Consider the following 24,155-nt stretch of genomic DNA (forward strand, 5'->3'; position numbering starts at 1 on the left):
TCCGCCGTCAGTACGGCAGCACGCGCGACTTGTACGACGCGGCCACGAAGGGCGCCTTGAACTTCGGGAACGCCACGGTTTTCGCGTTGCCGTCCGAGGTGTAGCGGTCGTTGGGGTTGGTGCCCAGCCAGTCCAGCCACGCCGCGGAGCAGAACTTCACGCAGTCGCCGACCTTCTCCTTCGACCGGATCCGCGGGATGCCGACGGGGTCGAAGTCCTTGGTGTACGGCGAGGGCGCGGGCGTGTACCCGGCCAGGAACACTCCCCGGTAGTCGTAGCGCACCCCGGAGGCCGAGCCCCGCAACGCCCAGTCCTTCTTGTGCGGCTGGTTGCCGTACGGCAGGGCCAAGGTGACGGGCGGGGTCTTGATCAGCTTGGTGATCAGGGTCTGCCCGGCGGCGATCTGGCCGGCGACCTGCTCCTGCGACTTGCCCATGAGGTTGAGGTGGTCGCGGGTGTGGTTGCCGATGTCGAACCCGTGGTCCTTCAGCCACTCCAGGACCTGCACCTGCTCCTCGGTCTTCGACTTGCCGAACAGATCCTTGATCACGTAGAACGTCGCGACCGGGCGGAACCCGGGGTGCTTGCGCGCGACGTCCATCAGGATGCCCACCGCGGTGTCGGGCAGGGGCACGCCCGTGCCGTCGAGCGTGAGCTGCGAGGGCGAGGAGTCGTCGAAGGTCAGCACCACCGGGTGGGTCCCGGCCGGGATGTCGATCTTCCCGGTGACGTACTCGGCCGCGGTGACGGGGACGTACTTCTCCGCGGCCAGCCGTTCCAGCTCGGCGCGGAACTGCGCGGGGCTGCGGTCGTCGCCGGGCGGCGGGTTCTTGACGACCCGGTGGTACATGAGCACGGGGACCTGGCCGAGCTCGTTGGCCTTCACCCGGGCCGCCGCCTCCACCGCGGCCTTGCGCATCGTGGCCTCGGCCGCGGCCTTGCTCGGCGTGGCCCCCGGATGTCCCGGCTTCGCCGCTTGTGTGCTGTGCCCCGACCCGCACGCGGAGAGCGTGACCACGCTCAACGACGCGACTGCGATGCCGGCAACCTTGAAGCGTCCCATGGATCCCCCTCGGCGGGCCGCGGTCGACCGATAGGCGACTCCTACCCGGCAACCTCCCGCCTTTCACGGAGAGTAGGACAAACACCACGCTCTGTGAATCTCCTTCGCCCTTACTGTTCCTCGTGTCCCCGGCCGTACGGCGGGGTGCCCGGGCGGTGCGGGAGGATGGAGGGCATGGGATGCACCGAGACCGGGCGGGACGTCTTCCGCGGCCGGGCGGCGGCCCGGCCGGCCCGCCGGTACGGCGTGCTGTGCGCCGTCGCGCTCGGCGGCGGGCTGGGCAGCGTGGCCCGCTACCTGGTCGGCGTCGCGATCCCCTCCTCCCCCGGGCGCCTTCCCTGGGGCACGTTCGTGATCAACGTGTCCGGGTCTCTCGCGCTGGGCCTGCTGATGGTGCTCGTCCTGGAGGTGTGGCCGCCGCGCCGGTACGTCCGGCCGTTCCTGGGGGTCGGCTTCCTCGGCGGGTACACGACGTTCTCCACCGTCACGGCCGAGCTCCTCGGGCTGCCGCCCGCCGGGGCGGTCGCGTACGCGCTGGGCAGCCTGGCGGCGGGGCTCGCGGCGGTGTGGGCGGGGATGACCCTCGCGCGGCTGGCGGCCTCCGCCGCGCGGCGGCGCCGGACGGAGGAGGCGGGATGAGGCTGCACGGCGCGGCGGTCCGGCTGACGATCCTGGTCGGGGAGACCGACCAGTACCGGCACCGGCCGCTCTACTCCGAGATCGTGCACCGGGCGCGGGCCGGCGGCCTCGCCGGGGCGAGCGTGTTCCGGGGCATCGAGGGCTTCGGGGCGTCCTCGCTGATCCACACCACCCGGCTGCTGTCGCTGAGCGAGGACCTGCCGGTGTCGATCGTCATCGTGGACGCCGAGGAGCGGATCACCGCTTTCCTGGCGGAGCTCGACGAGCTGGTCGGTGAGGGCCTGGTGATGGTGGAGCCGGTCGAGGTGTACCGCTACGTGGGCCGGCCCCCCGCCGAGGCGTCATGACGGCGCCTCTCGTCCCTGTGCTCGTCTTCGTGGGAGGGGCCGTCGGCGCGCCCGTCCGCTACCTGCTCGACCGGCTCGTGCAGCGGTGGCACGACGGCGCCTTCCCCTGGGGGACGCTCACGGTGAACCTGCTTGGCTCGTTCGTGCTGGGCCTGCTGTCGGCCACCGACCCCGCCGGGGTGGCCCGCGCCCTGCTGGGCACCGGCTTCTGCGGCGCCCTGACGACGTTCAGCACGTTCGGGTACGAGACCGTGCGGCTGCTGGAGGAGGGCTCGGCGCGGGCGGCGGCGGTCAACGCCCTCGGCGGCCTGGCGCTCGGAGTGATCATGGCCCTGGCCGGGCACGCGCTCGTCGCCGGTCTGAGCTGACCCCTGGGCTTGAGCTGCGGTAATTCCCGCCCTGGCAGGTGCGTCACTCGCCGGAGCGGGTCAGGTGCCGAAGCCGACCGCGAACGCCCGCTGGAGGTAGTCCCAGACCTGCGCGGTCAGTACGCCGCGGGTGGCGACCTCGGGCCCTTTACGCTCGATGCGGGCATAGATCGACGACATCATGGCCGGTTCCCCGGCCGCCATGTCCCGGATCACCGCGGTCCATCGCCGTGCCAGCTCCTGTACGGCGGGATCGGCCGGGTCCGTTCCGCCGTCGATGTGGGCCTGGAGCTCGGCGACGATCTCCGTTCCCTGCCGCTGCCATCCGGCGAACCTGTCGGGGAATCCGGGCTCAAGGTGTCGCCGTTTCGCCTGCGCCAATTGCTCGGGCGTGAAGTCGTTCGCCTGCACCAGTGCCTCCATGGCTTGGATGAGTTGGTCGATGGAAGGCTCGGCGGCCCGCAGGGTGGCTTGGAGCAAGGCCGTGAGCCGGGTACGCAGGTGCCGGTGCGTCTCGATGGTTCGCTCGACGTGGGCGAGCTGGGCGCGTACGGCCGAGCCGAAGTCCTGAAGGTCGCCGTCGAGCGAATCGGCGATATGGGCCAGCGGCATCCCCAGCTGGCGTAACGCGAGGATCCGGTACAACCGGCGGACGTCGCCGTCCGTGTACAGCCGGTGCCCGGCGGACGTGCGCAGCACGGGCACCAGCAGCCCGATCCGATCGAAATGATGCAGAGCGCGGACGGTGAGGCCCGTCGCCGCGGCCAGGTCACCGATCTTCCAAGATCGCTCGTCCATGTAATCACCCGGATGGACGCTATTGCCTGACGCGACGTCAGGCACAAGGCCCGGCATCGGCCGTTTCTCCTGCTTGCACCTGACGCGACGTCAGGCGGCACCATCCCTCGCGGGTCCGCTGCGCGGGCCGGCGGACCCGGCTCTCAGACCTGGGGCTCGGCGCTGAAGGCGACGCCCTCGCCGGTCAGCTCCACCGATCCCTCCGACGCGGGGACGAACACGGAGTCGCCGGGCCGCAGGGTCACGTCGGAACCGGCCTCGCCCCTGACCCCGACCGTGCCCTCGACGCAGACCACGATCCTCGGCAGCGCCCCCTCCAGCACCCTCCCGCCCTGTGGCGTCACCCGGCGGAGTGTGAACTCCGGGACCGGCGGGACGTACGCGCCGTCCACCGGCTCGACGGCCACCGGCTGGGCGTCCGCCGCCGTGATCCGCAGCAGCTCCTCCACGTCGATCGGCTTGGTGGTGAGGCCGGCCCGCAGGACGTTGTCCGAGGCGGCCATGATCTCCACCCCGAAGCCGTCGAGGTAGCAGTGCAGCACCCCGGCCCCCAGGAAGAGCGCCTCGCCGGGGGCGAGCTGGTGGCGGCGCATCAACAGCGGCGCCAGCACGGCCGGGTCCTCGGGATAGCGGCGGGCCAGCCGCCCGATCAGCGCGTAGTCGGGCTGGTGGACGGCCGACGCCGCCCACACCACCGACTCGACGAGCTCACGTCGTGACCCCGGCCATTCGAGCAGCAGGCGCAGCGCGCCGAGCACGTCGCCCCGCCGCAGCGTGGAGACCACCGGCCGGAGCGCGTCGATCCCGAGACGCTCGACCAGCATCGCCGCCTGGTCGGTGGGGCGGAACCCGGCCAGACCGGTGAACGGCGTGAGCGCGCAGATCAACTCGGGCTTGTGCCGGTCGTCGGCGTAGTTGGCGTCTCCCCGGGCGTGGCCGTCCGCCGCCTGCGCGGCGTCGGGGTGGACCTGGAGCGACAGCGGGCGGTCCACCGCGATCAGCTTCATCAGGTACGGCAGGCGCTCGCCGAACCGCTCGATCACGGAGTCGCCGAGGGCGCCGCGCGGGTCGGCCTCGATGGCCTCGGCGAGCGTCAGCTCCGTCCCGTTCCTGGCCAGCCTCGACGGTCCCGACGGGTGAGCCCCCAGCCACATCTCGGCCTGCGGTCCCGAGGCGGGCCGGCCGGTCAGCGCGGCGATCGCCGTGCGTGAGCCCCAGGCGTAATCCTTGATCGGGTTGGTGAGCAGATCCACGTGTGTCCTCGCGGGTAGGCGACCGGCGGGCGCCGAGGAGACAGCGCGCCGGTGTCCGAGCGTAACAAGCGACGCTGGACGGCGCAGAGGCCGTGGCGGCGGGCGGTGGTTCGACACCAGCCATGGGACTGCGGCTGACGGGCGCAAAGCTCGCTGATGGTTCACGCACGGCAGTGGTGAACCATCACCGCGAGCGTGGCTATTTGTGCGGAACGGCGGCGGATCTGGTGAGCGCGCCGACGTACAGGAAGGTGCTGGCCGGCGGTTGGCCCGGTGCGGTGGTGGATCCGGCGAGGAAGCCGTTCATGTGCTGTCCGTCGTCGGTGACCAGTGCCCAGTAGTGCAGTGAGCTGTCGCCATGGGCGGTGTGGCAGGTTTGCGTGGCGGGATCGAGTTCGGCGGTGTTGCCACGTACGGCGAGCGTCCAGTCACAGCCGTCCGGCGTATGCGCGTTGATCTTGCCATGCTTGTCTTCGGCGCTGATGCGGACCGTGCCCTGTTCCGGGTAGATCGTGCCCTGGTCGGTGGAGACGATGTTGGTGAGGGTGTGGAAGTCGGCCGGGTCGTAGCGGTAGTCGCCGAGGAACGGCCGGACGAACTTGGCGGTGTTCTGACCGCCGACCACCTTGGTGCGGGAGCCGGAATTCATGGTGGCGATGAGGTCCACCCCGTTGGGCTGATGGCTGACGGCGGTGATCGATTCCGTCTCACGGCCGCCCTTCACCTGGACGGACCATTTCGTGATGTTGCTGAGGTGACCGACCGCCTTGTTGACGCACTGCTGGGTGGTGGACGACAGCTCCAGGCTGGCGGGCTCAACCCTGAAGTTCCAGGTGCAGCCTCCATCGGTGAGCCCGTTGACCGTCCCGTGGGGGCCGGGAGAGAACACCACCCAGCCGACCTGGGGTATTTTCAGCGGCAGCGGCAGTTGCGGGTCGCATCGGCCGCCGCCGTCGGGACAGGCCAGCACAGTGACGTTGTTCAGCGTCGCGCTGTCGGGCTGGTCGTAATTCCATGTGCCGTAGTACTTCGCCGCGTTCGTGCCAGTGTCGGCCGATGCCGCGGTCGCCCCGGACGGCGCCGTCGCGACGGCGAGGAACGCGATGGCGGCCGCCGACAGGGCGAGGAGGGTTCGCGCAGCGATCGCGCATGCTCGTGCGAACCGAGAAAAAGCAGACATGAGAGCGTTCCCTCCTTGCGTTTGGATGGTCCGCTGGTCAGCCGAGCAGGATGGCGGCGCGTTCTTTGGCCGCCAGCATCACTGTGAGAGCGGTGTCCAGGTCGGCGGGGCCGATGCCCTCGAAGGCGGCGTCGGTGGCCTCGCGCGCATGCGCGTACAGGGCCCCGAAGTGGTCCGCGCCCTCTTCTGTCAGCTCCGCTGTGGCGGGGGTGTTTCCGGGTCGGTACGTGACATGCCCGGCCGCCGCGGCGCGCTCGAGCACCCGGAGGGTGTCCGGCTCGGCCAGGTCCAGGCGCCGGCCGAGTTCCTTCGCCACCTCGTCCACGGGCAGGGGAACGCCCTTCTCCGTCAGCAGGGTCAGGAGCATCCAGGTCGGGAAATCCGAGTCGAAGTCGGCGAGGGCGCGACGATGCAGCTTGCCGACCAGGCGCGACATCTCGCCGAGCGCGCGGCCGAGGCTGGGGCGAGACGCGGGGTTCGCTGGGTTCACGGTCATCTGAGTCCTTCTTGTGACTGTCGGGCGGGCGGGAGGGGCTGGACGGCAGCGCGCCCGCCCACCAGATTGTTGGTGTAACCAACGATACACAGAATTGATGGCCACGCCAACAAACGGTTACTCTGGCGGGGTGGGCAACACTGCGAACCCGACTCCCGCCCGGCTGCGCGCCCTTCCGAGCTGGGTGATCAATCAGGCGGCGATCGCGGCCAACCGGCTGACCGACGGGGCGCTGGCCGGCACAGGCACCCGCCGGTATCACTTCGCGATGTTGTCGGCCCTCGACGAGTTCGGCCCGTCCAGCCAGGCCGATCTGGGCAGATGCACCGGAATCGATCGCAGTGACGTCGTGGCGGCGGTCAACGCGATGGTCGAGCGAGGCTTCCTCCAGCGGAGCCCCGACCCGGCCGACGGCCGGCGCAACATCGTCACGCTCACCCCCGCGGGGAAGGACCACCTGGAGAGCCTCAGCGCCCTCCTCGACGACGCTCAGAACGAACTCCTGCGCGCCCTTTCCCCTGTGGAATCGAGAACGATCGTCGAACTGCTCACGCGAGTCCTCGACAGCCGCTGACCATCCGCCAGGAGCAGGTCCGCCACGCCCCGCACGGAGTCATCGGCGGGGCTCGTTGAGGCAGCGCAGCACGGGGTGCCGCACGAGCGCCCGCGGATCCGGCCGCCCGCCGGTGACGTGGAAGACGGCCGTCTCCCCCGGCAGCAACGTGACGAGCTGGTCGTCGACGGTCGCCCGCGGGTCGAGCCGGTCGGGGAAGAGCGCCAGCTCCCGCACGATCGTGCGGGCCGTCACGCTCACCCGCAGACCGCCGTCGATCTCCTCCACGGCCGTGTCCATCTCCGCCTCCGGATAGGCCATGGCCGGGTCCTCGGCGGACATCCGCAGCGTCCGTGCCCCGTCGAGGGTGGCCACCAGCACCTCGCCCGTGGGGTCGTCGGGCCGCAGCAGCGCCACGGGCAGCGTGACCGCCGCCGTCGCGCGCGGGGCGACGTCGACCGGGAACGACTGCTCCGCCAGGGGCTTTCCCGACAGGGAGGACCGCACGACGGCCAGCTCGCCGGTCCAGCGCTCCCCGGTGTCGTTGACCACCGCGACGGTGTCGCCGACGAACGCCAGCATCCGGTCGGCGAAGGCCCGGCGCACGGCGTACCACAGGGGCTTGCGCCGGCCGCCGCCGTCGACCGCCGCCCAGGACGTGACCGGCCAGCAGTCGTTGAGCTGCCAGATGATCGTGCCCATGCAGTGGGGCGCCTGCGCCCGGAACCGCTCGACCCCGAACGTCATCGCCCTGGCCTGGTTGAGCTGCGTGTAGTAATGCCAGTCGTCGAAGTCGCGTGGCTCGGGCAGGTGGTCGCCGAGGCCGCGCAGCAGCTTCAGGTGGCCGTCGATCGCCTTCTGGTGGTGCATCACGCCGGGCGAGTCCGGGGTGAGCGGCTCGTCGCTCACCGACGTCCGCAGCGTCGCGTACGTCGGCGGGCCCTGGAAGCCGAACTCCGCGACGAAGCGCGGCTCGTAGGTCGCGTAGTGCGTGTAGTCGTGGGTGTTCCACACCGTCCAGATGTGGGTCGTGCCCTTGGACGGGTCGTTGGGCGGCAGGTCGGGGGCGCCGGAGTAAGGGGTGCCCGGCCAGTAGGGACGGGTCGGGTCGAGCTCGGCGACGACCCGGGGCAGCAGGTCGTAGTAGAAGCCGCCGCCCCAGCTGCGGTCCCCGAGCTTGTCCTGCCAGCCCCACTCGGCGTGGCCCTCGATGTTCTCGTTGTTGCCGCACCACAGGGCGAGGCCGGCGTGGCGGGCCAGCCGCGTCACGTGCTCGCGGGCCTCGGCCTCCACCTCCCGGCGGAAGGGGCCCTCCTCGGGGTAGGCGGCGCAGGCGAACGGGAAATCCTGCCAGACCAGCAGGCCCAGCTCGTCGGCCAGGTCGTAGAAGTCGTCGCTCTCGTAGAGCCCGCCACCCCATACGCGCAGGCAGTTGGCCCCGGCGTCGGCGGCCTGGGTCAACCGCTCGGCCAGGCGCTCCCTCGTCAGGCGAGAGGGGAAGGTGTCCTCGGGGATCCAGTTGAAGCCCTTCACGAACACCGGCCGCTCATTGACCACCAGCGTGAACGCGCCGCCGGTCTGGTCGAGCCGGACGGACCGGAACCCGATCCGCCCGGTCCAGGAGTCCACGTCGCCCAGCCGGACCGTCAGCTCGTGGAGGGCCTGCCCGCCGTGGCCGCGCGGCCACCAGGGCTCGGCGTCCGGCACGGTGAGGCTCACCACGGCCCTGCGCTCACCCGGCGGAACGCGTTCCGTCACGGTGACCCCGGCCACGGCGACCGTCAGGTCGAGCGGCTCCTCGGCGGCGCGTTCGACCGCCACGTGCACCTCGACCCGGCCGTCCGTGCCGTCGAGGGTGACCAGCGGCCGCACTTCAGCCAGGCGGGCGCCGCTCCAGGTCTGGATGCCGATGGGCCGCCAGATGCCGGAGGTGACCAGGGTCGGCCCCCAGTCCCAGCCGAAGTTGCACGCCATCTTCCTGATGAACTGGTACGGCTCGGCGTACGCCCCCGGGCGGCCGCCGAGCGCGACCCGCTGCTCCTCGGCGTAGCCGTACGGCGGGTCGAAGAGCACCCGCAGGGTGTTCGCGCCCTCACGGAGCAGGTGCCGCACCGGGAAGCGGTACGACCGGTGCATGTTGGCGGTGCCGCCCAGCTCCACTCCGTTGAACAGCACGGACGCGACCGTGTCCAGCCCCTCGCACACCAGGTCGGCCCGCTCGTCCTCGGTGCCCTCCCAGGTGAAGGTGGTCTCGTAAGCCCACGCCGTACGGCCGACCCAGGTCAGCCGCTCCTCGTTGTCGTCGAGATAGGGATCCTCGATGAGCCCTCCGGCGAGGAGGTCGGTGTGGACGCAGCCGGGCACCTGTGCCGGGAGCCCGGCCACGACCGGCCGCAACTGCCCTGTCGACGACACGGCGGTGACGGTCCACCCGTCGTGCAGAGGACGGTACGAGGTCACGCTTTCTCCTTATCCCGAGAAGATCAGCCTCCGGAAACGGGCTGGATCTCGGTCAGCGTGAGGACGCCGCCCATCTCCAGCCACGTGCGCCACATCGTCGGCGGATACTTGGGGGCACCCGCGCTGCTCGACGGCCAGTTCTTCCACGCCCCGTCAGTGGTCTGCGACCACAGGCCGTTGTACCAGAGCGGGATGACGGGCATGTCCTCCAGCTGGATCTTCTGCAGCTCGGAGGTGATCCTCTTCATGCCCTCGACGTCCTCGGGCCTGACCCGGTCGAGCTGCTGGGTGAGACTCCAGGCCTGCTTGTTCTCGTACCGGCCGAAGTTGGTCACGGTCTGGAGCTTCCGCACCGGCAGCCCGAAGAGGTAGTCGTAGTACATCCACGGCGTGTTCGACAGAGGACGGTCGTTGTTGAGCACCATGTCGAACTTGCCGGCGTTGCGGGTGTCGACCAGCGCGTTGTAGTCGGGGAAGTCGGGCTCGACGGAGATCCCGGCCGCCTTGGCGCTCGCGCCGATGACCCGGGCCGCCTCCATCCAGTCGGTCCACCCTGCGGGGACCATCAGCTTCAAGGAGATCTTGGACCCGCTCGGCGACTCGACCATCCCGTCGCCGTCCCGGTCCTTGTAGCCGGCGTCGGCGAGCAGCTGCTTGGCCTTGCCGACGTTGTGGGAGAAGCCCATCTGGTCGATGACGGCCTGGTCGTCGTACTTGCCCCACTGCGGCAGCAGCCCGGTCGGGCTGGACGCCTTGACCAGGTTGCCGTAAACGCCCTCGACGATCTTCTTCGTGTCCACCGAGAACGCCACGGCCTTGCGGAACGCCGGGTCGTCCATCGGCTTCTTCTTCGTGTTGAGCACGAGCCACGTCGTGGTGGCCGACAGCATGTACGGCGGCTCGTCGTAGTAGGTCCGGATGCCGAAGTCGCCCTTGACCAGGTTGGCGACGCCGGGGAGGAAGTTGTTGCTGAGGTCGAGGCCCTTCTGCAGCAGCAGGCCCATCGCGACCTCGTTGCTGGAGTTGACGATGTCGACGATGTACTTGGGCTTGACGTCCTTCTTCAGCGCCTTCGTCGCCCACCAGTCGTCACGCTTGACCCAGACCATGCGGCCCTGGTCGTGGGACTTGTAGACGTACGGACCGGTGCCGACCGGCTTTTCGTTGACGCCGTTCACGACCTCGTCCTCGGACCGGTCGGCCCACACGTGCTCGGGCAGGATGGCCCGGGTGTAGAGGGTGTTGGCCCACTCCTGGTAGTTGGCCTTGGAGAAGGTGAACCGTACGGTGAGGTCGTCGACCGCCTCGGCGCTGCGCAGCCACTCCCACACGTTGTGGTACGGCACGGTCTCCATCTTGCCGAGCTCGAACGTGAAGACGACGTCCCGCGCCGTCAGGGGCTCGCCGTCCGACCAGGTGATTCCCCGCCGCAGCTTGAGGGTGTACTCCTTGTCGCCCGTCCAGCTGCCGCCCTCCGCCAGCCAGGGGGTGAACTTGTCGGCGTTGGGGTCGTAGATGAACAGGCTCTCGTAGACCAGGCCCTTGGTCCCGGTGGCGAAGTCCCACTCACGGAGCGGGTTCCAGTTCGCGGGCGGGCCCCACTGGGTGCCGCTGGTGTAGAGGGTCTCGGCGCGGGGGAGGGCCCCGCCCGCCGATCCGCCCGGGGCCGCGTCCCCGGCCTCCGTGGCGGGGGCCTGGGACGGCGCCGCCCCGCCGCTCGAACAGGCCGCCGCGAGGCCGGCGGCCAGCAATGGGATCAGAAACCGTGGTCGGTTCCGCATCGTGACTCTCCTTCCCACGCGTGGAACGCGCGGGGTCGTGCTATTGCCGGGGCCCCGATGATCGAACAGCCGGGTGCGCCGCCGCGCCGTGCCGGCAGGATCGGGCTTCGCGCTTCCGCACGGGCGCCGGACATCCCGTCTTCACCGCACAACCAGCGCTGAACCGGATAAGTACCGAGACCGTAAATTCCAGGTGTCCACGGTGTCAATAGGTGAGATGGATGGGGGCGGTTCGGTAGTAAAGTGGCCAGTACTGGACCGGTTCAGTAAGGGGACCCGTGAGAAGACCGACCATAGCGGACATCGCCCGCCAGGCAGGCGTGTCCAAGGGTGCTGTCTCGTACGCCCTGAACGGCCAGCGAGGAGTGTCGGAGGCCACCAGGGCCCGCATCCTCGCGATCGCGGACGAGATCGGATGGCGTCCCAACTTCGCCGCGCGCGCGCTCAACGGGGCGCGTGCGCACGCCGTGGGTCTCGCCCTGTGCCGGCCCGCCCGGTTCCTCGGCGTCGAGCCCTTCTTCATGGAGGTCATCAGCGGCATCGAGGCGGAGCTCGCCGCCCGGTCGTACGCGCTGCTGCTGCAGGTGGTCGCCGACCACGAAGCCGAGATGAGCATCTACCGGCGCTGGTGGGGAGAGCACCGGGTGGACGGCGCGATCCTCGTCGACCTCCACCTCGACGACCCCCGGGTGCCCCAGGTCGAGGCGATGGGGATGCCCGTCGTCGTGATGGGGCATCCCTCGGCCGCCGGCTCGCTCGTGCCGGTGTGGTCCGACGACGGAGCCGCCGTGCGGGAGACCGTGGAGTATCTCGTCGCTCTCGGCCACCGGCGCGTCTGCCGGGTCGCGGGGATGCCGAGGCTCGTCCACACCGCCATCCGCGACCGCGCGTTCAGCGACGCCTGCACCCAGATGGGGGTGACCGGCCACCAGATCATCCACACCGACTACACCGGCGAGGAGGGCGCGCGGGCCACCCGCAGGCTGCTCAGCTCGCCGGAGCGGCCCACCGCCATCGTGTACGACAACGACATCATGGCCGTCGCCGGGCTGTCGGTGGCCCAGGAGCTGCGGGTCCGGGTGCCGGCCGACCTGTCCATCGTCGCCTGGGACGACTCCCCGCTCTGCCAGGTCGTGCGGCCGCCGCTGACCGGGCTCACCCGGGACATACCGGCGTACGGCGCGCACGCGGCGCAGCGGCTGCTCGCGCTGATCGACGGCGGGGACACCGGCCCGCTCGAGGACGAGGCGCCCCGGCTCACCGCCCGGGGCAGCACCGCGCCCCCGGACGCCTGAACGCCCGCGCGCCCGGATCACACGGCGGGGAGGACCGACCAGTCGATGGCCACCCGCGCGGGGTCGGCGGGGTCGGCCCAGACCTGGACCGTCCGGCCGGGGAGCACGCCGCCCATCAGGAGCCGGGGCAGGATCTGCCGGTGACTCACCGGGTACGGCTGCCCGTCCCGGGGCTGGACCTGGAGGTCGAAGGCGACGACCACCTGGTCGTTCACCGAGGTTCCCGTGTCCCGCATCCCGGTGATCACGGCCTGGGCGGGGACGCCGGCGCCGACGAGGTCCTGGTTGCCCGTCCCCAGGAAGCTCTTCATCTGGCCCAGGACGCCCGTCGAGGGGCCCCGGCCGTTCACGAGTCTCGTCGTGAGCACGATCGAGCAGGAGACCACCGTGATCATCCCGGTGACGAACAGGGGCACACCCCAGGACATCGTCACGAAGGAGCTCATCCCGTAGATCCCGGCCACCAGCAGGACCAGCCCGGCACTGGCGCCGACGGCCAACGCGTTGCGCGGCATTCTTCACAACCTTTCGGATTCTTCGTACGTCCAAAGGTTTAGGCGGGCGGGCTTGACTCGGCCTTGCAGCCTGCTTACGGGCGTTTGAAAGCAGATGTTCAGGAGGGATGGCTACACTTGGCCCGGTTTGCCGCTACTGGCTCTTGACCTGGTGTGAAAGCCCAGGTCCGACCCTCAGGAGCAAGACACTTGGGTCTGGTCGACGTCCGTCCCGTGCCGCCCGCGGAGGACACCCCCGCACCCCCCCGGATACTGCGCAAGTGGCGGGCATGGCTCTGGGTGGCCGTGTCGGCCGCTTTGGGCGTCATGACGGGCGGCGCGACCTTCGCGGTCGGCGGCTATGTGAAGCTGAGCGGGAACGTCCGGCACGAGCAGGTGACCAAGCAGGAGCTCGGCGCCCGCCCCGCGAAGATCAGCAAGGCGCTCAACGTGCTGATCGTCGGGTCCGACCAGCGTGACGGCGCCAACGCGAAATACGGCAAGTTCCCCGGGGAGCGGACCGACACGATCATCCTCGCGCACATCTCCCCCAAGCGGGACGGCGCGGTCCTGATCAGCTTCCCGCGCGACTCGCTGGTCCAGCTCCCGAACTGCCCGGCCAAGAAGACCGTGCCGGGACAGCGGGCACACATCGGGATGATCAACGAGTCGTTCAACTCGGGTGGCATCGTCTGCACCTGGCGGACGATCGAGGGCCTCACCGGCATCCACATCGACCATTTCGTGAAGGTCGACTTCACCGGGTTCAAGTCCATGGTGAACGCCCTGCACGGCGTGCAGGTCTGCCTGCCCGAGGCGATCGACGACAAGAAGGCCCTGCTTCGCCTGCCCGCCGGACGGCAGACCCTCCAGGGCGAGCAGGCCCTCGGCTACGTCCGGGCGCGGTACAGCCTGGGTGACGGCTCCGACATCGGCCGCATCCAGCGGCAGCAGATGTTCCTCGCCTCGATGGCCAAGAAGGCCATGAGCGGCGAGACGCTGACCAACCCCTCGGCGCTGTTCGGCTTCCTCGACGCGGTCACCAAGTCGATCACCACCGACCCGGACCTCACCCTCGGGGTCATGAAGGACCTCGCGATGAGCGCGAAGGGCCTCACGGCCGGGCAGATCCGGTTCGTCACGACGCCCTGGCGCTACTCCGTGACCAGCCCCGGCCGGGTGGAGTGGGTACAGCCGCAGGCGAACCGGCTGTTCAAGATGATCGCCGCCGACGAGATCAGCAAGAACGTCAACAGCGGCGAGCAGAAGATCCCCAAGTCGCAGATCCACGTCGTCGTGCAGAACGGCTCGGGCAGGCAGGGCCTGGGCGGCCAGGTCGCCGCCGACCTGGAGCAGCGGGGCTACCACATCGCCAAGGTCGAGGTGGCGCCCAAGCCGTACGCGAACACGGTGATCAAGTACTCACCCAACGGCGAGAGCCGGGCGCCGCGCCTGTTCCGTGAGCTCGTGAAGACGAAGACCTTCGTCGTCCAGAAGGCCCAGACCCAGACGCTCGTGCTCATCCTGGGCGCCGACTGGCAGGGCATGAAGCCCCCCAAGAGCCTTGAGGACGTGGAGGGCTTCGACGCCACCCAGGACAGCTGCACCGCGTCCTGAGCCGTCCCGAGCCGTCCCCGACCCGGGGACGGCTCAGAAGAGCCAGCCGAACAGGCCGCCGCCGTGCCGCGGGGACTCCTGGGTCGGAGCCGGGGCGGACGTCGGCTGCGCGGGCGCGGAGGTCGGCGGCTGCGACGGCGCCTCGGTGGGCTGGGTGGGGTCGGTGGGCTCGGTGGCCGGCAGCGGCGGCGCCGACGTCGCCGGCGGCCTCGGCGCGGTGGCCGAGTGACGGGCCGTCGCCCGCGGGGAGGGCGCGGCGTTCCGATGCCGGCTCGCCCCCGAGGTGGCGGTCGGTTCCGAGGTGGGCCCCTCGTCCGGCTCCGGATCGGCCGGCTCGGTGGTGGCCGGCAGGCTGGGGCCGGGATCCGTCCCCTCCGGGCCGCCGGACGGGGCCGCGGGGGACGTCACGGCCGCCCCCGCCGCGCATTCCGCGCCTGACGGGCAGGACGAGCCGGACGGCTGGCCGACCCAGGCCGTGAGGGCCCAGATCACCCCGGCCACCGCCACCGCCGCCGCTCCGGTCCGCAGCAGGATCCCGTTGCGGCGGGACCGGCCGGTCCGGTCCCCGTCGTCCTCCTGGTACAGCTCGGCCCACCGGGCCGCGCCGGGGAACCCGCCCGGGTCTGTCGCGGGCTCGTCCGGGCCGCGGTCGTCCCACCCGCCCCGCTCTTCGCCGTACGGCTCCCGCTCGTCATCGGGGTCGTCGAGGGCCGCTCCTCCGTCCCGGCCGTGCACGTCGCGCTCCTCCGGGTCGCCGTACGCCTCCCGCTGGTCGTACGCCTCCGGCTCGTCGACGCGGTCTCGCCACCCGTCCGACAGCAGGTCGCCGTCGGGCACGCGCGGGACGGCCGCCTCCCCAGCCCTCGCGTCCCGTGGCGCGCCGTTCGCGGGGGCGGCGTTCCGTGGCGCGACGTCCCTCTCCTCGGACCAGAACCGGTCCTCCTCGGAGCCGAAGCGGGCGCCCGTCGTGATGTAGGGCCGGACAAGCGGACCGGTCTGCTCGTAGGCGTCCTCGGGAGCCGGGTCGTGCATGAAGGTCCTTCCTCGCGGGGGATCGCTAGCGAACGTTCTTAGCACGTCCGACACCCTCTGTCCGGAAATTTCACTACAAGCCCTGGAATCCGGCTCACCTCCGCGAACGGGACCGTTCCCATGCCATAAAACCCACCGGGCTTGACGGGAATCCATCCGGGGCCTTTAATAACGACGAAACCGACTCATTTAGTAGGAATCAAGGAGACGGGCATGACAGTACGCAGGCTCAGGGGTATCGCGGCCGCTGCCGTGGCGACCACCGCCCTGGTCACCGCCTGCGGGGGAGGGAACGGCTCTGCCGGGGGGGACGGCAAGGTCCAGCTGGCGCTCGTCGCCTATTCCACACCGCAGGCCGCCTACAAGGACATCATCGCGGCGTTCCAGAAGACCACTGCCGGCAAGAACGTCACGTTCACCCAGTCGTTCGGCGCGTCCGGCGACCAGAGCCGCGCCGTCGGCAACGGCCTGAAGGCCGACGTCGTCGCGTTCTCGCTCGAAACCGACATGACCCGTCTCGTCAAGGCCGGTCTGGTCGCCGGCGACTGGAACAGCGGCCCGACCAAGGGGATGGTCACCGACTCCATCGTCGTCATCGGCACCCGCAAGGGGAACCCGAAGGGCATCAAGACCTGGGACGACCTGGTCAAGCCCGGGGTCGAGGTCATCACGCCCAACCCGTTCACCTCCGGCGGCGCCCGCTGGAACATCATGGCGGCCTACGGCGCCAAGTCGAACAAGGGCGCCGACCAGAACGCCGGGATGACCTACCTCGACTCGCTGTTCAAGAACGTGCCCGTCCAGGACGACAGCGGTCGCAAGTCGCTGCAGACCTTCACCGGCGGCAAGGGCGACGCCATCCTGACGTACGAGAACGAGGCGATCTTCGCCCAGCAGAACGGCCAGGCGATCGACTACACGGTGCCCGACGCGACCCTCCTGATCGAGAACCCCATCGCGGTCACCAAGAACTCGGCCCACGCGAAGGAGGCCAAGGCCTTCCTCGACTTCCTGTACACCAAGGACGCCCAGACGATCTTCGCGAAGAACGGGTACCGCCCGGTCACCCAGGACGCCACCGGCGTGACCTTCCCGACTCCGCCCCAGCTGTTCACCATCGACGACCTGGGCGGCTGGCCGGACGTCACGACCAAGTTCTTCGACGCCAAGACCGGCCTGGTGGCCGACATCGAGCGCAAGCTCGGCGTCGCGACCGAGAAGTAGGACTCTTGACGACCGTCATGACGCCCGTCTCCGGGCCCGGTGCTCCGGGCCCGGAGACGGGGTCGTCCCGCCGCGCCCCCTTACGGCCGGGGACCGCCCTCGGCCTCGGCTCCGCCGTCCTCTACCTGAGCCTGATCGTGCTCATCCCGCTGGCCGCGGTCGTCTGGCGCTCCACCGAGGACGGGCCCAACGCCTTCTGGCAGGCGATCACGACGCCCGACGCGTGGGCCGCGCTCAAGCTCACCGTGGGCGCCTCGCTGATCGTCGCGGTCGTCAACCTGGTGATGGGCACGCTCATCGCCTGGGTGCTGGTCCGTGACCGCTTCCCCGGCAAGGCGGTCGTCGACACGATCATCGACCTGCCGTTCGCGCTGCCGACCATCGTCGCCGGTCTCGTCCTGCTCGCCCTGTACGGCCCGGAGAGCCCGATCGGGATCAACTTCGCGTACACCAGGATCGGTGTTGTCCTGGCGTTGCTGTTCGTCACGCTGCCGTTCGTCGTCCGCACGGTCCAGCCGGTGCTGCTGGAGCTGGACAGGGACATGGAGGAGGCCGCCGCCTCGCTCGGCGCGCGCCCCCTGGCGATCTTCCGGCGGATCATCCTGCCGAACCTGATGCCCGCGATGCTCTCCGGGACGGCCCTGGCGTTCACCAGGGCGATCGCCGAGTTCGGGTCCACCGTGCTGATCTCGGGCAACCTCCCCTTCAAGACCCAGGTGGCCGCCGTGAACCTCTTCGGCCAGATCGAGAGCGACAACTTGACGGGAGCGGCGGCCATCTCGACCGTCCTGCTCGTCGTGGCTCTGGTCGCGCTGGTCTCCCTCGACCTCCTCCAGCGCTGGGGGAGTCGCCGTGGCTAAGCTCGGGCTTCGCACGCTCGCCCTCGTCTACCTGCTCTTCCTGCTGATCCTGCCGGTGATCCTGATCATCTGGCGGACGTTCGGCGACGGCCTGGGGCCGTTCTTCGAGGCGCTCACCTCACCCTCGGCCGTCCACGCCTTCCAGGTCACTCTGGTCGTCGCGATCTGGGCCGTCGTCGCGAACACGATCTTCGGCGTCGGCGTCTCCCTGCTGCTCGTCCGGCACTCCTTCCCGGGCAAGCGGGTGCTCAACGCGCTCATCGACCTGCCGATGGCCGTCTCCCCCGTGGTCGTCGGGCTCGCGCTGATCCTGGTCTACGGCAGGTTCGCCCCCGCCGGCGGTCTGCTGGAGAGCTGGGGCATCCAGGTCATCTTCTCCACCCCCGGCATGGTGCTGGCCACGGTGTTCGTCTCCCTGCCGCTGGTCGTACGCGCGATCGTGCCGGTGCTGGAGGAGCTCGGCGAGGAGCAGGAGCAGGCGGCGCACACGCTGGGGGCGAGCCCTCTCCAGACGTTCGGCCGGATCACGCTTCCCGGCATCCGCTGGGCCCTGGGCTACGGCATCGTGCTCTGCCTGGCCCGGTCGCTCGGCGAGTACGGCGCGGTCGCGGTCGTCTCCGGCCGCCTGGTCGACCAGACCCAGACGCTGACGCTCTTCGTCGAGGAGCGCTTCCAGAACTTCGACCAGCCCGCTGCGTTCGCGGCCGCGACCGCCCTCGCGCTGATCGCGGTGGTCACCCTGCTTCTGACCAAGCTCCTGCGTCCGAAGGATTGAGTCCCATGGCCATCGAAGTACGCGACGTGAACAAGTCGTTCGGGGCGACCCCCGTGCTGCGGGACGTCTCCATCGACGTCGAGTCGGGATCGCTCACGGCCCTGCTCGGCCCCAGCGGCGGCGGCAAGTCCACGCTGCTGCGGGTCATCGCCGGGCTTGAGGAGCCCGACACCGGCACCGTGTGCATCTCCGGGGTGGACGCCACCCGGCTGTCCCCCCAGCGGCGCAACGTGGGCTTCGTGTTCCAGCACTACGCCGCGTTCAAGCACCTGACGGTCTTCCGGAACGTGGCGTTCGGGCTGGAGATCCGCAAGCGGCCCAAGGACGAGATCCGCAAGCGGGTCATGGAGCTGCTGGAGCTCGTCCACCTGGAGAAGATGGCCGACCGCTACCCCTCCCAGCTGTCCGGCGGACAGCGCCAGCGGATGGCGCTCGCCAGGGCGCTCGCCGTCGAGCCCGAGGTGCTGCTGCTCGACGAGCCGTTCGGCGCCCTCGACGCGCAGGTGCGCAAGGAGCTGCGCGCCTGGCTGCGCCGCCTCCACGACGAGGTCCACGTCACGACCGTGTTCGTCACCCACGACCAGGAGGAGGCCATCGAGGTCGCCGACCGGATCGTCGTGCTCGCCAACGGCGGGGTCGAGCAGGTCGGCAGCCCGGCGGAGGTCTACGACAACCCCGCCAACCCGTTCGTGATGCGCTTCCTCGGCCCGGTCACCGAAATCGGCGGCAACCTGGTGCGCCCGCACGACCTGGAGATCAACACGACACAGGACGGCGGAGGGACTCCCGCCACCGTCACCCGCGTCGTACGGCTGGGCTTCGAGGTCCGCGTCGAGGTCGAGGTCGAGGGGAGGGAGGCGTGGGTCCAGGTCACCCGCGACATCGCCGACCGGCTACAGCTCGCCGCCGGTGACACCATCTCCGTCCGGCCGAAGTCCGGCGCCCGATCCCTGGCCCTCAGCGCCGTGTGACAGATGCGCCTATCGGCCAGGACGCAGTACGCCCTGCGGGCCGTCGCCGAACTGGCGGCGGCGCCGGAGGGACCGGTGGCCGCCGAGAAGATCGCGGCGGCCCAGGACATCCCGCGAAGGTTCCTGGACAACATCCTGCTGCAGCTCCGCCGCGCCGGCCTGATCCACAGTCAGCGCGGGCCCGACGGCGGCTACTGGCTGGCCCGGCCCGCCGAGAAGATCACGCTGGCCGACGTCATCGTCGTCGTCGAGGGCGTGTCCCAGGAGAGCGAACGGTTCCCCGGGGTCGCCGAGCCGCTCGCGAACGTCTGGACCGCCCTGCGGGAGTACGAACACGCGACGCTGACGGAGATCACCCTGGCCCATATCGCCAGTGGTTCCCTTCCGCCCCTTTAGTTGTGGAAGACTCCGCTGTCAGTGATATGTGCCAGGCGTAGAGGCAGGCGGGATGGGTACTGCTGGGCAGCTCATCGTCAAGCGATACCGGCTGGTGCGGGCCCTCGGTCAGGGGGCCACGGGCATCGTCTGGGAGGGCCACGACACCCTTCTCGACCGGCCTGTCGCCGTCCGGGAGGTGCTGCTGCCGCCTGAGCTGCCGGAGACCCAGCGGCTCCAGCTCGCCCAGCGCGTCTCGCGTGAGGCGCGGCGGGCCGAGCGGCTGCGCCACCCGCACATCGCCGCCGTCCACGACGTCGCCGACGAGGACGGCACGCCGTACATCGTGATGGAGCTGGTCCGCTCCCGCTCGCTCGACGGCATCGTCGCGAGCGACGGCCCGCTCCCCGTCGAGCGGGCCGTGCCGATCGCGCGCAAGATCCTCTCCGCGCTCACCCACGCGCACGCCGAAGGGGCCAGGCACGGCGACGTACGGCCCTCGAACGTGCTGATCGGACATGACGGGCGCGTGCTGCTGGCCGACTTCGGCACGGCGACGCTCGCCACCGATCCGGCCTTCACCCGTCCCGTCCCGAGGCGCTCCCCCGCCCACGGCGAGCCGGTCAGCGCCAGCCGGGGCGCGGCCGCGTTCCTCGCGCCGGAACGGGCCGACGGCGGGCCGCTCACCGTCTCCTCCGACCTTTGGTCGCTCGGCGTCACGCTGCACATGGCCGTCACCGGCAGACCGCCGGGCGCCTCGCCGTCCCGGTCCCTCGCCGGGGTCCCCGAGGAGCTGCGCGGCCTGGTGGAGGGACTGCTCGCCCGCGATCCCCGCAAGCGGACGGACGCGCAGGCCGCCGACCGGATACTCGCGGAGCTGGAGCCGGCGGCCCCGGCACCGCCCGTGCGGCAGCGGGGCGGGAGCCGTACCAGGCTGATCTCCGGCATCGCGGCGGCCGCGCTGGTGGCCGTGGCGGTGGGAGGGTGGGCCGTGCTGCGGCCGGACGCCACCGAGGCGCAGGTCCCGCTCGCGGCGAGCACCCCGGCCCCCACCCTCACGGCGTCGCCTGCCGGATCCCCCACTCCCCCGCCGGCGAAGCGGCTCAAGCTCAAGTGGTACGACTCCGACGCCGGCTGGCGGGCCGGCGTGCCGAAGGGCTGGACGCTGAAGCAGGAGGAATACGCCACCCGGTGGCTCGACCCCGAGGGCCGGGCACAGCTCACCGTGGAGGTCACCGGCCAGAGCGGCACCGACCCGCTTGGCGCGCTCCGCGAGGCGGAGGCGATCACCCGCCCGTCCGTCAAGGCCTACCGGAAGCTGCGGCTCAAGACGGTGACCGGCGGCCACGGCCCCGCCGCGGACTGGGAGTTCACCTGGACGCAGCGCAAGGCGTCCGCCGAGGACCATCTGGCCAAGGGCGTGGCCTACCACCAGTTCCGCCGGGTGATCTCGACGGACACCGGGACGAGCGTGCTGACCTGGACCACCATGGCAGATGACTGGGAGCGGCTGCGGCCCACCCTCGTCCGGGTGTTCGCACTCTTCCAGCCGCCCGCCACTCCCTGACCCGCCGCGGTCGCCTGCCGCTCACAGCAGGAGCGCGGCCAGCTCGTCCAGCAGGGCGATCACGCGGCCGGCCTCCGCGGGCTCGGTCACCGTACGGCCGATGACCTCGTCGACGCGGCGGGACGCCCGGCGGGTGATCGCCTTCAGCGCCTCGTCCGTGACGCGCAGGCGGGTGCGCCGTCCGTCCAGCGGGTCGGAGACGGTCTCGATCAGCCCGCGCTCCTTGAGCCGGGCCACCGACGCGGAGACGTGACTCTGCGCGAACCCTGTTCGCTGGTGGACCTCCGTGACCGAGCCATCGGGGTGTTTGATCACGTCTTCGAGGACCGCCGCCTCTCCCGGCGTCAGCTCCAGATCCCCGGCCTCGCCGGTGACCGCGGCCGACAGGTCGATCAGGCGTCTCCCGAGCCGGTGCAGCTGTCCGCCGTCCATGCCGCGATGGTACATCGCCACCGAAGCATCGCCAGAGATGTATCGTTGGCGATGTACTTACGATTGCGGCAGACGGAGGCGGGAGATGAGCGGACCGTTGCGAGGCGTCGGGAAGACGGCCTTGGGCGTCGCGATGGTGAGGGGGCACGAGAGCCGGCGCGCGGACAGGCTGTTCGACGACCCGTACGCCCAGGCGTTCGCGGACGCCGCTCCCGAGGCGTTCGCCGGCGAGTCGATGGCGTACACGGCATGCACAACACCCGCGGAGGCCGGGGCGGGCACGGCGCGCCCCGCCGGTGGGCCCGGGGCGGCACTGGGGGCGATGTTCGCTTCCCACGTCGTGATCCGGACACGGTTCTTCGACGACCACCTGACCGCGGCAGCCGCAGCCGGGTGCCGGCAGGTCGTGCTGCTCGCCGCCGGCCTGGACACCCGCGCCTTCCGGCTTGACTGGCCCATGGGGGTGCGGCTTTTCGAGATCGACCTGCCCGAGGTCCTGGCCTTCAAGGACACGGTCCTGGCCGGGTGCGGCGCCGCTCCCCGGTGCGAGCGCGCCGCCCTGCCGGTCGACCTGCGCGACGACTGGCCCGGCGCACTGACCGAGGCGGGGTTCGACCACGCCGTCCCCACGGCGTGGCTCGCCGAAGGGCTGTTGCTCTACCTCACGGCCGGCGAGGCGGCGGCCCTGCTGTCCGGGGCCGGCGAGTTGTCCGCCCCCGGCAGCCGGATCGCCGTGGAGCAAGGGGCCACGGGTCACGGGCACGGCACATCGCTCGCCTCGGTCCGGGACCTGCCCGCCATGGAGGAGTACGTCTCGCTGTGGAAGGGCGGGCTGGACGCCGACGTGGCCGACTGGCTCGGCGGGCACGGCTGGCGGCCACGACGCCACGACCTGACCTCGATCGCCGCCTCCCTGGGGCGCCCGCTCCCCGGCCCGGACGGAGGAGGGTTCGTCACCGCCGTACGCACCGGCTGACGTCCCCGCCACGTCGGACCCGCCTCGTGAAACCGGCCTCGCGAGACCGGCGGCGCGAGACACGCCGGAAACGCTCGTCGCCCATGGCTCCGCCGTGTAATGATGCCGTCATCGAAAGTGACAACGGTTTTCATTGCTAATTCGGGGGTGGCCTCGTGCGGGTGGCGTTCGTCGGCAAGGGCGGAAGCGGCAAGACGACGCTGTCATCGCTGTTCGCCAGGTACGCGGCGCGGCGCGGGCGGGTCGTGGCGGTCGACGCCGACATCAACCAGCATCTCGGCCTCGCCCTCGGGGCCCGGGAGAGCCCCCGCCCGCTGGGCGGCATGCTCACCGAGATCAAGGACTACCTGCGCGGCGGCAACCCGCGGATCCGCGACGCCGCGTCGATGGTGAAGACGACCCCGCCGGGCAGCGGGTCGCGCCTGATCGACATGGCCGACCCCTTCTTCCCGTCCTGCCCGGTCGACGGGGTCTCGCTGATGGTCACCGGGCCGTTCTCCGAAGGCGACCTCGGCGTGGCCTGCTACCACTCGAAGGTCGGCGCGGTGGAGCTGTACCTCAACCACCTGGTCGACGGCCCGGGTGAGTACGTGGTGGTCGACATGACCGCCGGAGCCGACTCCTTCGCCTCCGGCCTGTTCACCCGGTTCGACCTGACGTTCCTCGTCGCCGAGCCCACCCGCCAGGGTGTCGGCGTCTACCGGCAGTATCGCGGCTACGCCGCGGACTTCGGCGTACGCGTCGCCGTGGTGGGCAACAAGATCCAGTCGCCGGGCGACGTGGATTACCTGCGCGCCGAGGTGGGCGACGACCTGGTCACCTGGCTGGAGCACTCGCCTGCCGTCCGGGCGATGGAGCAGGGCAGGCCGTTCACGCTGGACGACCTCGAACCCGCCGGCCACGACGCGCTGGCCACGATGCTCGGCCTGGTCGACGCGCAGCCCAAGGATTGGGAGAGGTTCGGCAGGCAGGCGGCCGAGTTCCACCGCAGGAACGCGCTCGCCTGGGCCAACCGCGCCACCGGCGAGGACCTGCTCACCCAGATCGACCCCGGATTCGTGTACGGCCCGGCCGTCCCGGCCCCATGAACGTGTCGCCTCCGCGCCAATTGGAGGCGCCGCGCGGCCGATCTACCGTCGAACCCGTCCCCTCCCCAGAAGGAGAACCGCTCATGTCGCTGACCGTTCCGAACGATCTGCTCGACCAGGCCCGCGCCGGTCACGTGGACGACGACGCGTTCCTCGCCTGTGTCCGCGACTCGCTGCCGTACGCCTGGGAGACCATCAGCGGGCTGGTGGCGCTGCGCGACCGGTCGGGCGCGGAGTTCGCCGGCAACGAGGTGCCGCCGCCGGACGAGGCCGCGCGCGGCCAGCTTCTGCGCTGCCTGGCCAGTGACGCGATGCGCGGCGCGCTCGAACGGCACTTCGGCGTACGGCTCGCCTTCCAGAACTGCCACCGCGTCGCCGTGTTCCACCCCGCGGCCACCGATGCGTACGAGGAGTTCGTGACGCCACGCGCCCAGATCCTCAACCAGCGGCCGGACCTCGTCGACTGCTGACCGCCCGGCGCCGGGGCGGGGCGGTTCCCCGCTCCGGCCGC

The 24,155-nt window shown here is 70.8% G+C and carries 25 protein-coding genes; 15 read left to right on the forward strand and 10 right to left on the reverse strand.

Going from position 1 to position 24,155, the window contains the following annotated elements; all coding sequences use genetic code 11:
* Positions 1-7: 7 nt before the first annotated feature.
* Positions 8-1,063: a polysaccharide deacetylase family protein gene (locus tag AB0B72_RS24110; RefSeq protein ID WP_367741176.1), complete on the reverse strand. Its 1,056-nt coding sequence runs from the start codon at positions 1,061-1,063 to the stop codon at positions 8-10.
* A 174-nt stretch (positions 1,064-1,237) separates the two neighbouring features.
* On the opposite strand from AB0B72_RS24110, the gene AB0B72_RS24115 reads away from it, so the two are divergent.
* Genes AB0B72_RS24115 through crcB form a run of 3 tightly spaced genes read left to right on the forward strand, consistent with a single transcriptional unit; the run spans position 1,238 to position 2,417 of the window.
* On the forward strand, positions 1,238-1,702 hold the full coding sequence (locus AB0B72_RS24115; RefSeq protein WP_367741177.1) for a CrcB family protein: 465 nt from the start codon (positions 1,238-1,240) through the stop codon (positions 1,700-1,702).
* Positions 1,699-2,049, forward strand: a complete 351-nt coding sequence (locus tag AB0B72_RS24120; protein WP_367741178.1) for a DUF190 domain-containing protein — start codon at positions 1,699-1,701, stop codon at positions 2,047-2,049. Before AB0B72_RS24115 ends, AB0B72_RS24120 begins: the two co-directional genes overlap by 4 nt.
* Positions 2,046-2,417 (forward strand): fluoride efflux transporter CrcB, encoded by a 372-nt coding sequence (gene crcB, locus AB0B72_RS24125; RefSeq protein ID WP_367741179.1) that lies wholly within the window; start codon positions 2,046-2,048, stop codon positions 2,415-2,417. Before AB0B72_RS24120 ends, crcB begins: the two co-directional genes overlap by 4 nt.
* 60 nt (positions 2,418-2,477) lie before the next feature.
* Here the strand turns inward: crcB and AB0B72_RS24130 are convergent, their stop codons facing one another.
* The 4 genes from AB0B72_RS24130 to AB0B72_RS24145 form a co-directional block, all read right to left on the reverse strand.
* Positions 2,478-3,215: a MerR family transcriptional regulator gene (locus AB0B72_RS24130; protein ID WP_367741180.1), complete on the reverse strand. Its 738-nt coding sequence runs from the start codon at positions 3,213-3,215 to the stop codon at positions 2,478-2,480.
* A 143-nt stretch (positions 3,216-3,358) separates the two neighbouring features.
* Positions 3,359-4,468 carry a mannose-6-phosphate isomerase, class I gene (gene manA / locus AB0B72_RS24135; RefSeq protein ID WP_367741181.1) on the reverse strand — a complete coding sequence of 370 codons (1,110 nt, stop codon included), beginning with the start codon at positions 4,466-4,468 and terminating at the stop codon, positions 3,359-3,361.
* 199 nt (positions 4,469-4,667) lie between these two features.
* Positions 4,668-5,648: a hypothetical protein gene (locus AB0B72_RS24140; protein ID WP_367741182.1), complete on the reverse strand. Its 981-nt coding sequence runs from the start codon at positions 5,646-5,648 to the stop codon at positions 4,668-4,670.
* A gap of 37 nt (positions 5,649-5,685) precedes the next feature.
* Positions 5,686-6,144: a MarR family winged helix-turn-helix transcriptional regulator gene (locus AB0B72_RS24145; protein WP_367741183.1), complete on the reverse strand. Its 459-nt coding sequence runs from the start codon at positions 6,142-6,144 to the stop codon at positions 5,686-5,688.
* Between the two features lie 130 nt (positions 6,145-6,274).
* Between AB0B72_RS24145 and AB0B72_RS24150 the strand changes: the two genes are divergently transcribed.
* Entirely contained in the window at positions 6,275-6,718 is a 444-nt protein-coding gene (locus tag AB0B72_RS24150) for a MarR family winged helix-turn-helix transcriptional regulator (RefSeq protein WP_367741184.1), read from the forward strand.
* 39 nt (positions 6,719-6,757) lie between these two features.
* On the opposite strand, the gene AB0B72_RS24155 is transcribed toward AB0B72_RS24150, so the two are convergent.
* Positions 6,758-9,157 carry a glycoside hydrolase family 2 protein gene (locus tag AB0B72_RS24155; protein WP_367741185.1) on the reverse strand — a complete coding sequence of 800 codons (2,400 nt, stop codon included), beginning with the start codon at positions 9,155-9,157 and terminating at the stop codon, positions 6,758-6,760.
* Positions 9,158-9,180: 23 nt separating this feature from the next.
* Positions 9,181-10,938, reverse strand: coding sequence for an ABC transporter substrate-binding protein (locus AB0B72_RS24160; RefSeq protein ID WP_367741186.1), 1,758 nt, complete (start codon positions 10,936-10,938; stop codon positions 9,181-9,183).
* 278 nt (positions 10,939-11,216) lie between these two features.
* On the opposite strand from AB0B72_RS24160, the gene AB0B72_RS24165 reads away from it, so the two are divergent.
* The gene (locus AB0B72_RS24165) at positions 11,217-12,233 is read left to right on the forward strand and encodes a LacI family DNA-binding transcriptional regulator (protein WP_367741187.1); all 1,017 of its coding nucleotides are present in this window, start codon (positions 11,217-11,219) and stop codon (positions 12,231-12,233) included.
* Between the two features lie 17 nt (positions 12,234-12,250).
* Here AB0B72_RS24165 and AB0B72_RS24170 read toward each other — a convergent pair whose 3' ends face one another.
* Positions 12,251-12,748, reverse strand: a complete 498-nt coding sequence (locus AB0B72_RS24170) for a hypothetical protein (RefSeq protein ID WP_367741188.1) — start codon at positions 12,746-12,748, stop codon at positions 12,251-12,253.
* Positions 12,749-12,937: 189 nt separating this feature from the next.
* Between AB0B72_RS24170 and AB0B72_RS24175 the strand changes: the two genes are divergently transcribed.
* Positions 12,938-14,344 carry an LCP family protein gene (locus tag AB0B72_RS24175; RefSeq protein WP_367741189.1) on the forward strand — a complete coding sequence of 469 codons (1,407 nt, stop codon included), beginning with the start codon at positions 12,938-12,940 and terminating at the stop codon, positions 14,342-14,344.
* A gap of 33 nt (positions 14,345-14,377) precedes the next feature.
* Here AB0B72_RS24175 and AB0B72_RS24180 read toward each other — a convergent pair whose 3' ends face one another.
* Positions 14,378-15,376, reverse strand: a complete 999-nt coding sequence (locus AB0B72_RS24180) for a hypothetical protein (RefSeq protein ID WP_367741190.1) — start codon at positions 15,374-15,376, stop codon at positions 14,378-14,380.
* 213 nt (positions 15,377-15,589) lie between these two features.
* On the opposite strand from AB0B72_RS24180, the gene AB0B72_RS24185 reads away from it, so the two are divergent.
* The 6 genes from AB0B72_RS24185 to AB0B72_RS24210 are packed head-to-tail and all read left to right on the forward strand — an operon-like array spanning position 15,590 to position 21,148.
* A complete protein-coding gene (locus AB0B72_RS24185; protein ID WP_367741191.1) occupies positions 15,590-16,600 on the forward strand; it encodes a sulfate ABC transporter substrate-binding protein in 1,011 nt (336 codons plus the stop codon).
* A gap of 5 nt (positions 16,601-16,605) precedes the next feature.
* Positions 16,606-17,460 (forward strand): sulfate ABC transporter permease subunit CysT, encoded by an 855-nt coding sequence (gene cysT / locus AB0B72_RS24190; RefSeq protein WP_367741192.1) that lies wholly within the window; start codon positions 16,606-16,608, stop codon positions 17,458-17,460.
* Positions 17,453-18,235 (forward strand): sulfate ABC transporter permease subunit, encoded by a 783-nt coding sequence (locus AB0B72_RS24195; RefSeq protein WP_367741193.1) that lies wholly within the window; start codon positions 17,453-17,455, stop codon positions 18,233-18,235. The genes cysT and AB0B72_RS24195 overlap by 8 nt, the downstream gene beginning before the upstream one ends.
* A 5-nt stretch (positions 18,236-18,240) precedes the next feature.
* Positions 18,241-19,206, forward strand: a complete 966-nt coding sequence (locus tag AB0B72_RS24200; RefSeq protein WP_367741194.1) for a sulfate/molybdate ABC transporter ATP-binding protein — start codon at positions 18,241-18,243, stop codon at positions 19,204-19,206.
* A 3-nt stretch (positions 19,207-19,209) separates the two neighbouring features.
* Complete coding sequence (locus AB0B72_RS24205; protein ID WP_367741195.1) at positions 19,210-19,602, forward strand: Rrf2 family transcriptional regulator; 393 nt, start codon at positions 19,210-19,212, stop codon at positions 19,600-19,602.
* A 52-nt stretch (positions 19,603-19,654) separates the two neighbouring features.
* Complete coding sequence (locus AB0B72_RS24210; protein ID WP_367741196.1) at positions 19,655-21,148, forward strand: serine/threonine-protein kinase; 1,494 nt, start codon at positions 19,655-19,657, stop codon at positions 21,146-21,148.
* 21 nt (positions 21,149-21,169) lie between these two features.
* Here AB0B72_RS24210 and AB0B72_RS24215 read toward each other — a convergent pair whose 3' ends face one another.
* Positions 21,170-21,580 (reverse strand): MarR family winged helix-turn-helix transcriptional regulator, encoded by a 411-nt coding sequence (locus tag AB0B72_RS24215; protein WP_367741198.1) that lies wholly within the window; start codon positions 21,578-21,580, stop codon positions 21,170-21,172.
* An 85-nt stretch (positions 21,581-21,665) separates the two neighbouring features.
* On the opposite strand from AB0B72_RS24215, the gene AB0B72_RS24220 reads away from it, so the two are divergent.
* The 3 genes from AB0B72_RS24220 (at position 21,666) to AB0B72_RS24230 (ending at position 24,114) form a co-directional block, all read left to right on the forward strand.
* A complete protein-coding gene (locus tag AB0B72_RS24220) occupies positions 21,666-22,556 on the forward strand; it encodes an SAM-dependent methyltransferase (RefSeq protein WP_367741200.1) in 891 nt (296 codons plus the stop codon).
* A gap of 155 nt (positions 22,557-22,711) precedes the next feature.
* Positions 22,712-23,644: an ATP-binding protein gene (locus tag AB0B72_RS24225; protein ID WP_367741201.1), complete on the forward strand. Its 933-nt coding sequence runs from the start codon at positions 22,712-22,714 to the stop codon at positions 23,642-23,644.
* 83 nt (positions 23,645-23,727) lie between these two features.
* Positions 23,728-24,114, forward strand: a complete 387-nt coding sequence (locus tag AB0B72_RS24230; RefSeq protein WP_367741202.1) for an SCO5389 family protein — start codon at positions 23,728-23,730, stop codon at positions 24,112-24,114.
* The last annotated feature ends 41 nt before the right edge of the window (positions 24,115-24,155 follow it).

The sequence above is a fragment of the Microbispora sp. NPDC049125 genome (assembly GCF_040802045.1).
Lineage (GTDB): Bacteria > Actinomycetota > Actinomycetes > Streptosporangiales > Streptosporangiaceae > Microbispora.

Coding starts and splice junctions, on each gene's coding strand:
- AB0B72_RS24145 (WP_367741183.1), bottom strand. CDS start 6,144: ATGACCGTGAACCCAGCGAACCCCGCGTCTCGCCCCAGCCTCGGCCGC.
- AB0B72_RS24115 (WP_367741177.1), top strand. CDS start 1,238: ATGGGATGCACCGAGACCGGGCGGGACGTCTTCCGCGGCCGGGCGGCG.
- AB0B72_RS24130 (WP_367741180.1), bottom strand. CDS start 3,215: ATGGACGAGCGATCTTGGAAGATCGGTGACCTGGCCGCGGCGACGGGC.
- AB0B72_RS24170 (WP_367741188.1), bottom strand. CDS start 12,748: ATGCCGCGCAACGCGTTGGCCGTCGGCGCCAGTGCCGGGCTGGTCCTG.
- AB0B72_RS24185 (WP_367741191.1), top strand. CDS start 15,590: ATGACAGTACGCAGGCTCAGGGGTATCGCGGCCGCTGCCGTGGCGACC.
- AB0B72_RS24180 (WP_367741190.1), bottom strand. CDS start 15,376: ATGCACGACCCGGCTCCCGAGGACGCCTACGAGCAGACCGGTCCGCTT.
- AB0B72_RS24220 (WP_367741200.1), top strand. CDS start 21,666: ATGAGCGGACCGTTGCGAGGCGTCGGGAAGACGGCCTTGGGCGTCGCG.
- AB0B72_RS24120 (WP_367741178.1), top strand. CDS start 1,699: ATGAGGCTGCACGGCGCGGCGGTCCGGCTGACGATCCTGGTCGGGGAG.
- AB0B72_RS24230 (WP_367741202.1), top strand. CDS start 23,728: ATGTCGCTGACCGTTCCGAACGATCTGCTCGACCAGGCCCGCGCCGGT.
- crcB (WP_367741179.1), top strand. CDS start 2,046: ATGACGGCGCCTCTCGTCCCTGTGCTCGTCTTCGTGGGAGGGGCCGTC.
- AB0B72_RS24205 (WP_367741195.1), top strand. CDS start 19,210: ATGCGCCTATCGGCCAGGACGCAGTACGCCCTGCGGGCCGTCGCCGAA.
- AB0B72_RS24200 (WP_367741194.1), top strand. CDS start 18,241: ATGGCCATCGAAGTACGCGACGTGAACAAGTCGTTCGGGGCGACCCCC.
- AB0B72_RS24110 (WP_367741176.1), bottom strand. CDS start 1,063: ATGGGACGCTTCAAGGTTGCCGGCATCGCAGTCGCGTCGTTGAGCGTG.
- AB0B72_RS24210 (WP_367741196.1), top strand. CDS start 19,655: ATGGGTACTGCTGGGCAGCTCATCGTCAAGCGATACCGGCTGGTGCGG.
- AB0B72_RS24160 (WP_367741186.1), bottom strand. CDS start 10,938: ATGCGGAACCGACCACGGTTTCTGATCCCATTGCTGGCCGCCGGCCTC.
- AB0B72_RS24140 (WP_367741182.1), bottom strand. CDS start 5,648: ATGTCTGCTTTTTCTCGGTTCGCACGAGCATGCGCGATCGCTGCGCGA.
- AB0B72_RS24215 (WP_367741198.1), bottom strand. CDS start 21,580: ATGGACGGCGGACAGCTGCACCGGCTCGGGAGACGCCTGATCGACCTG.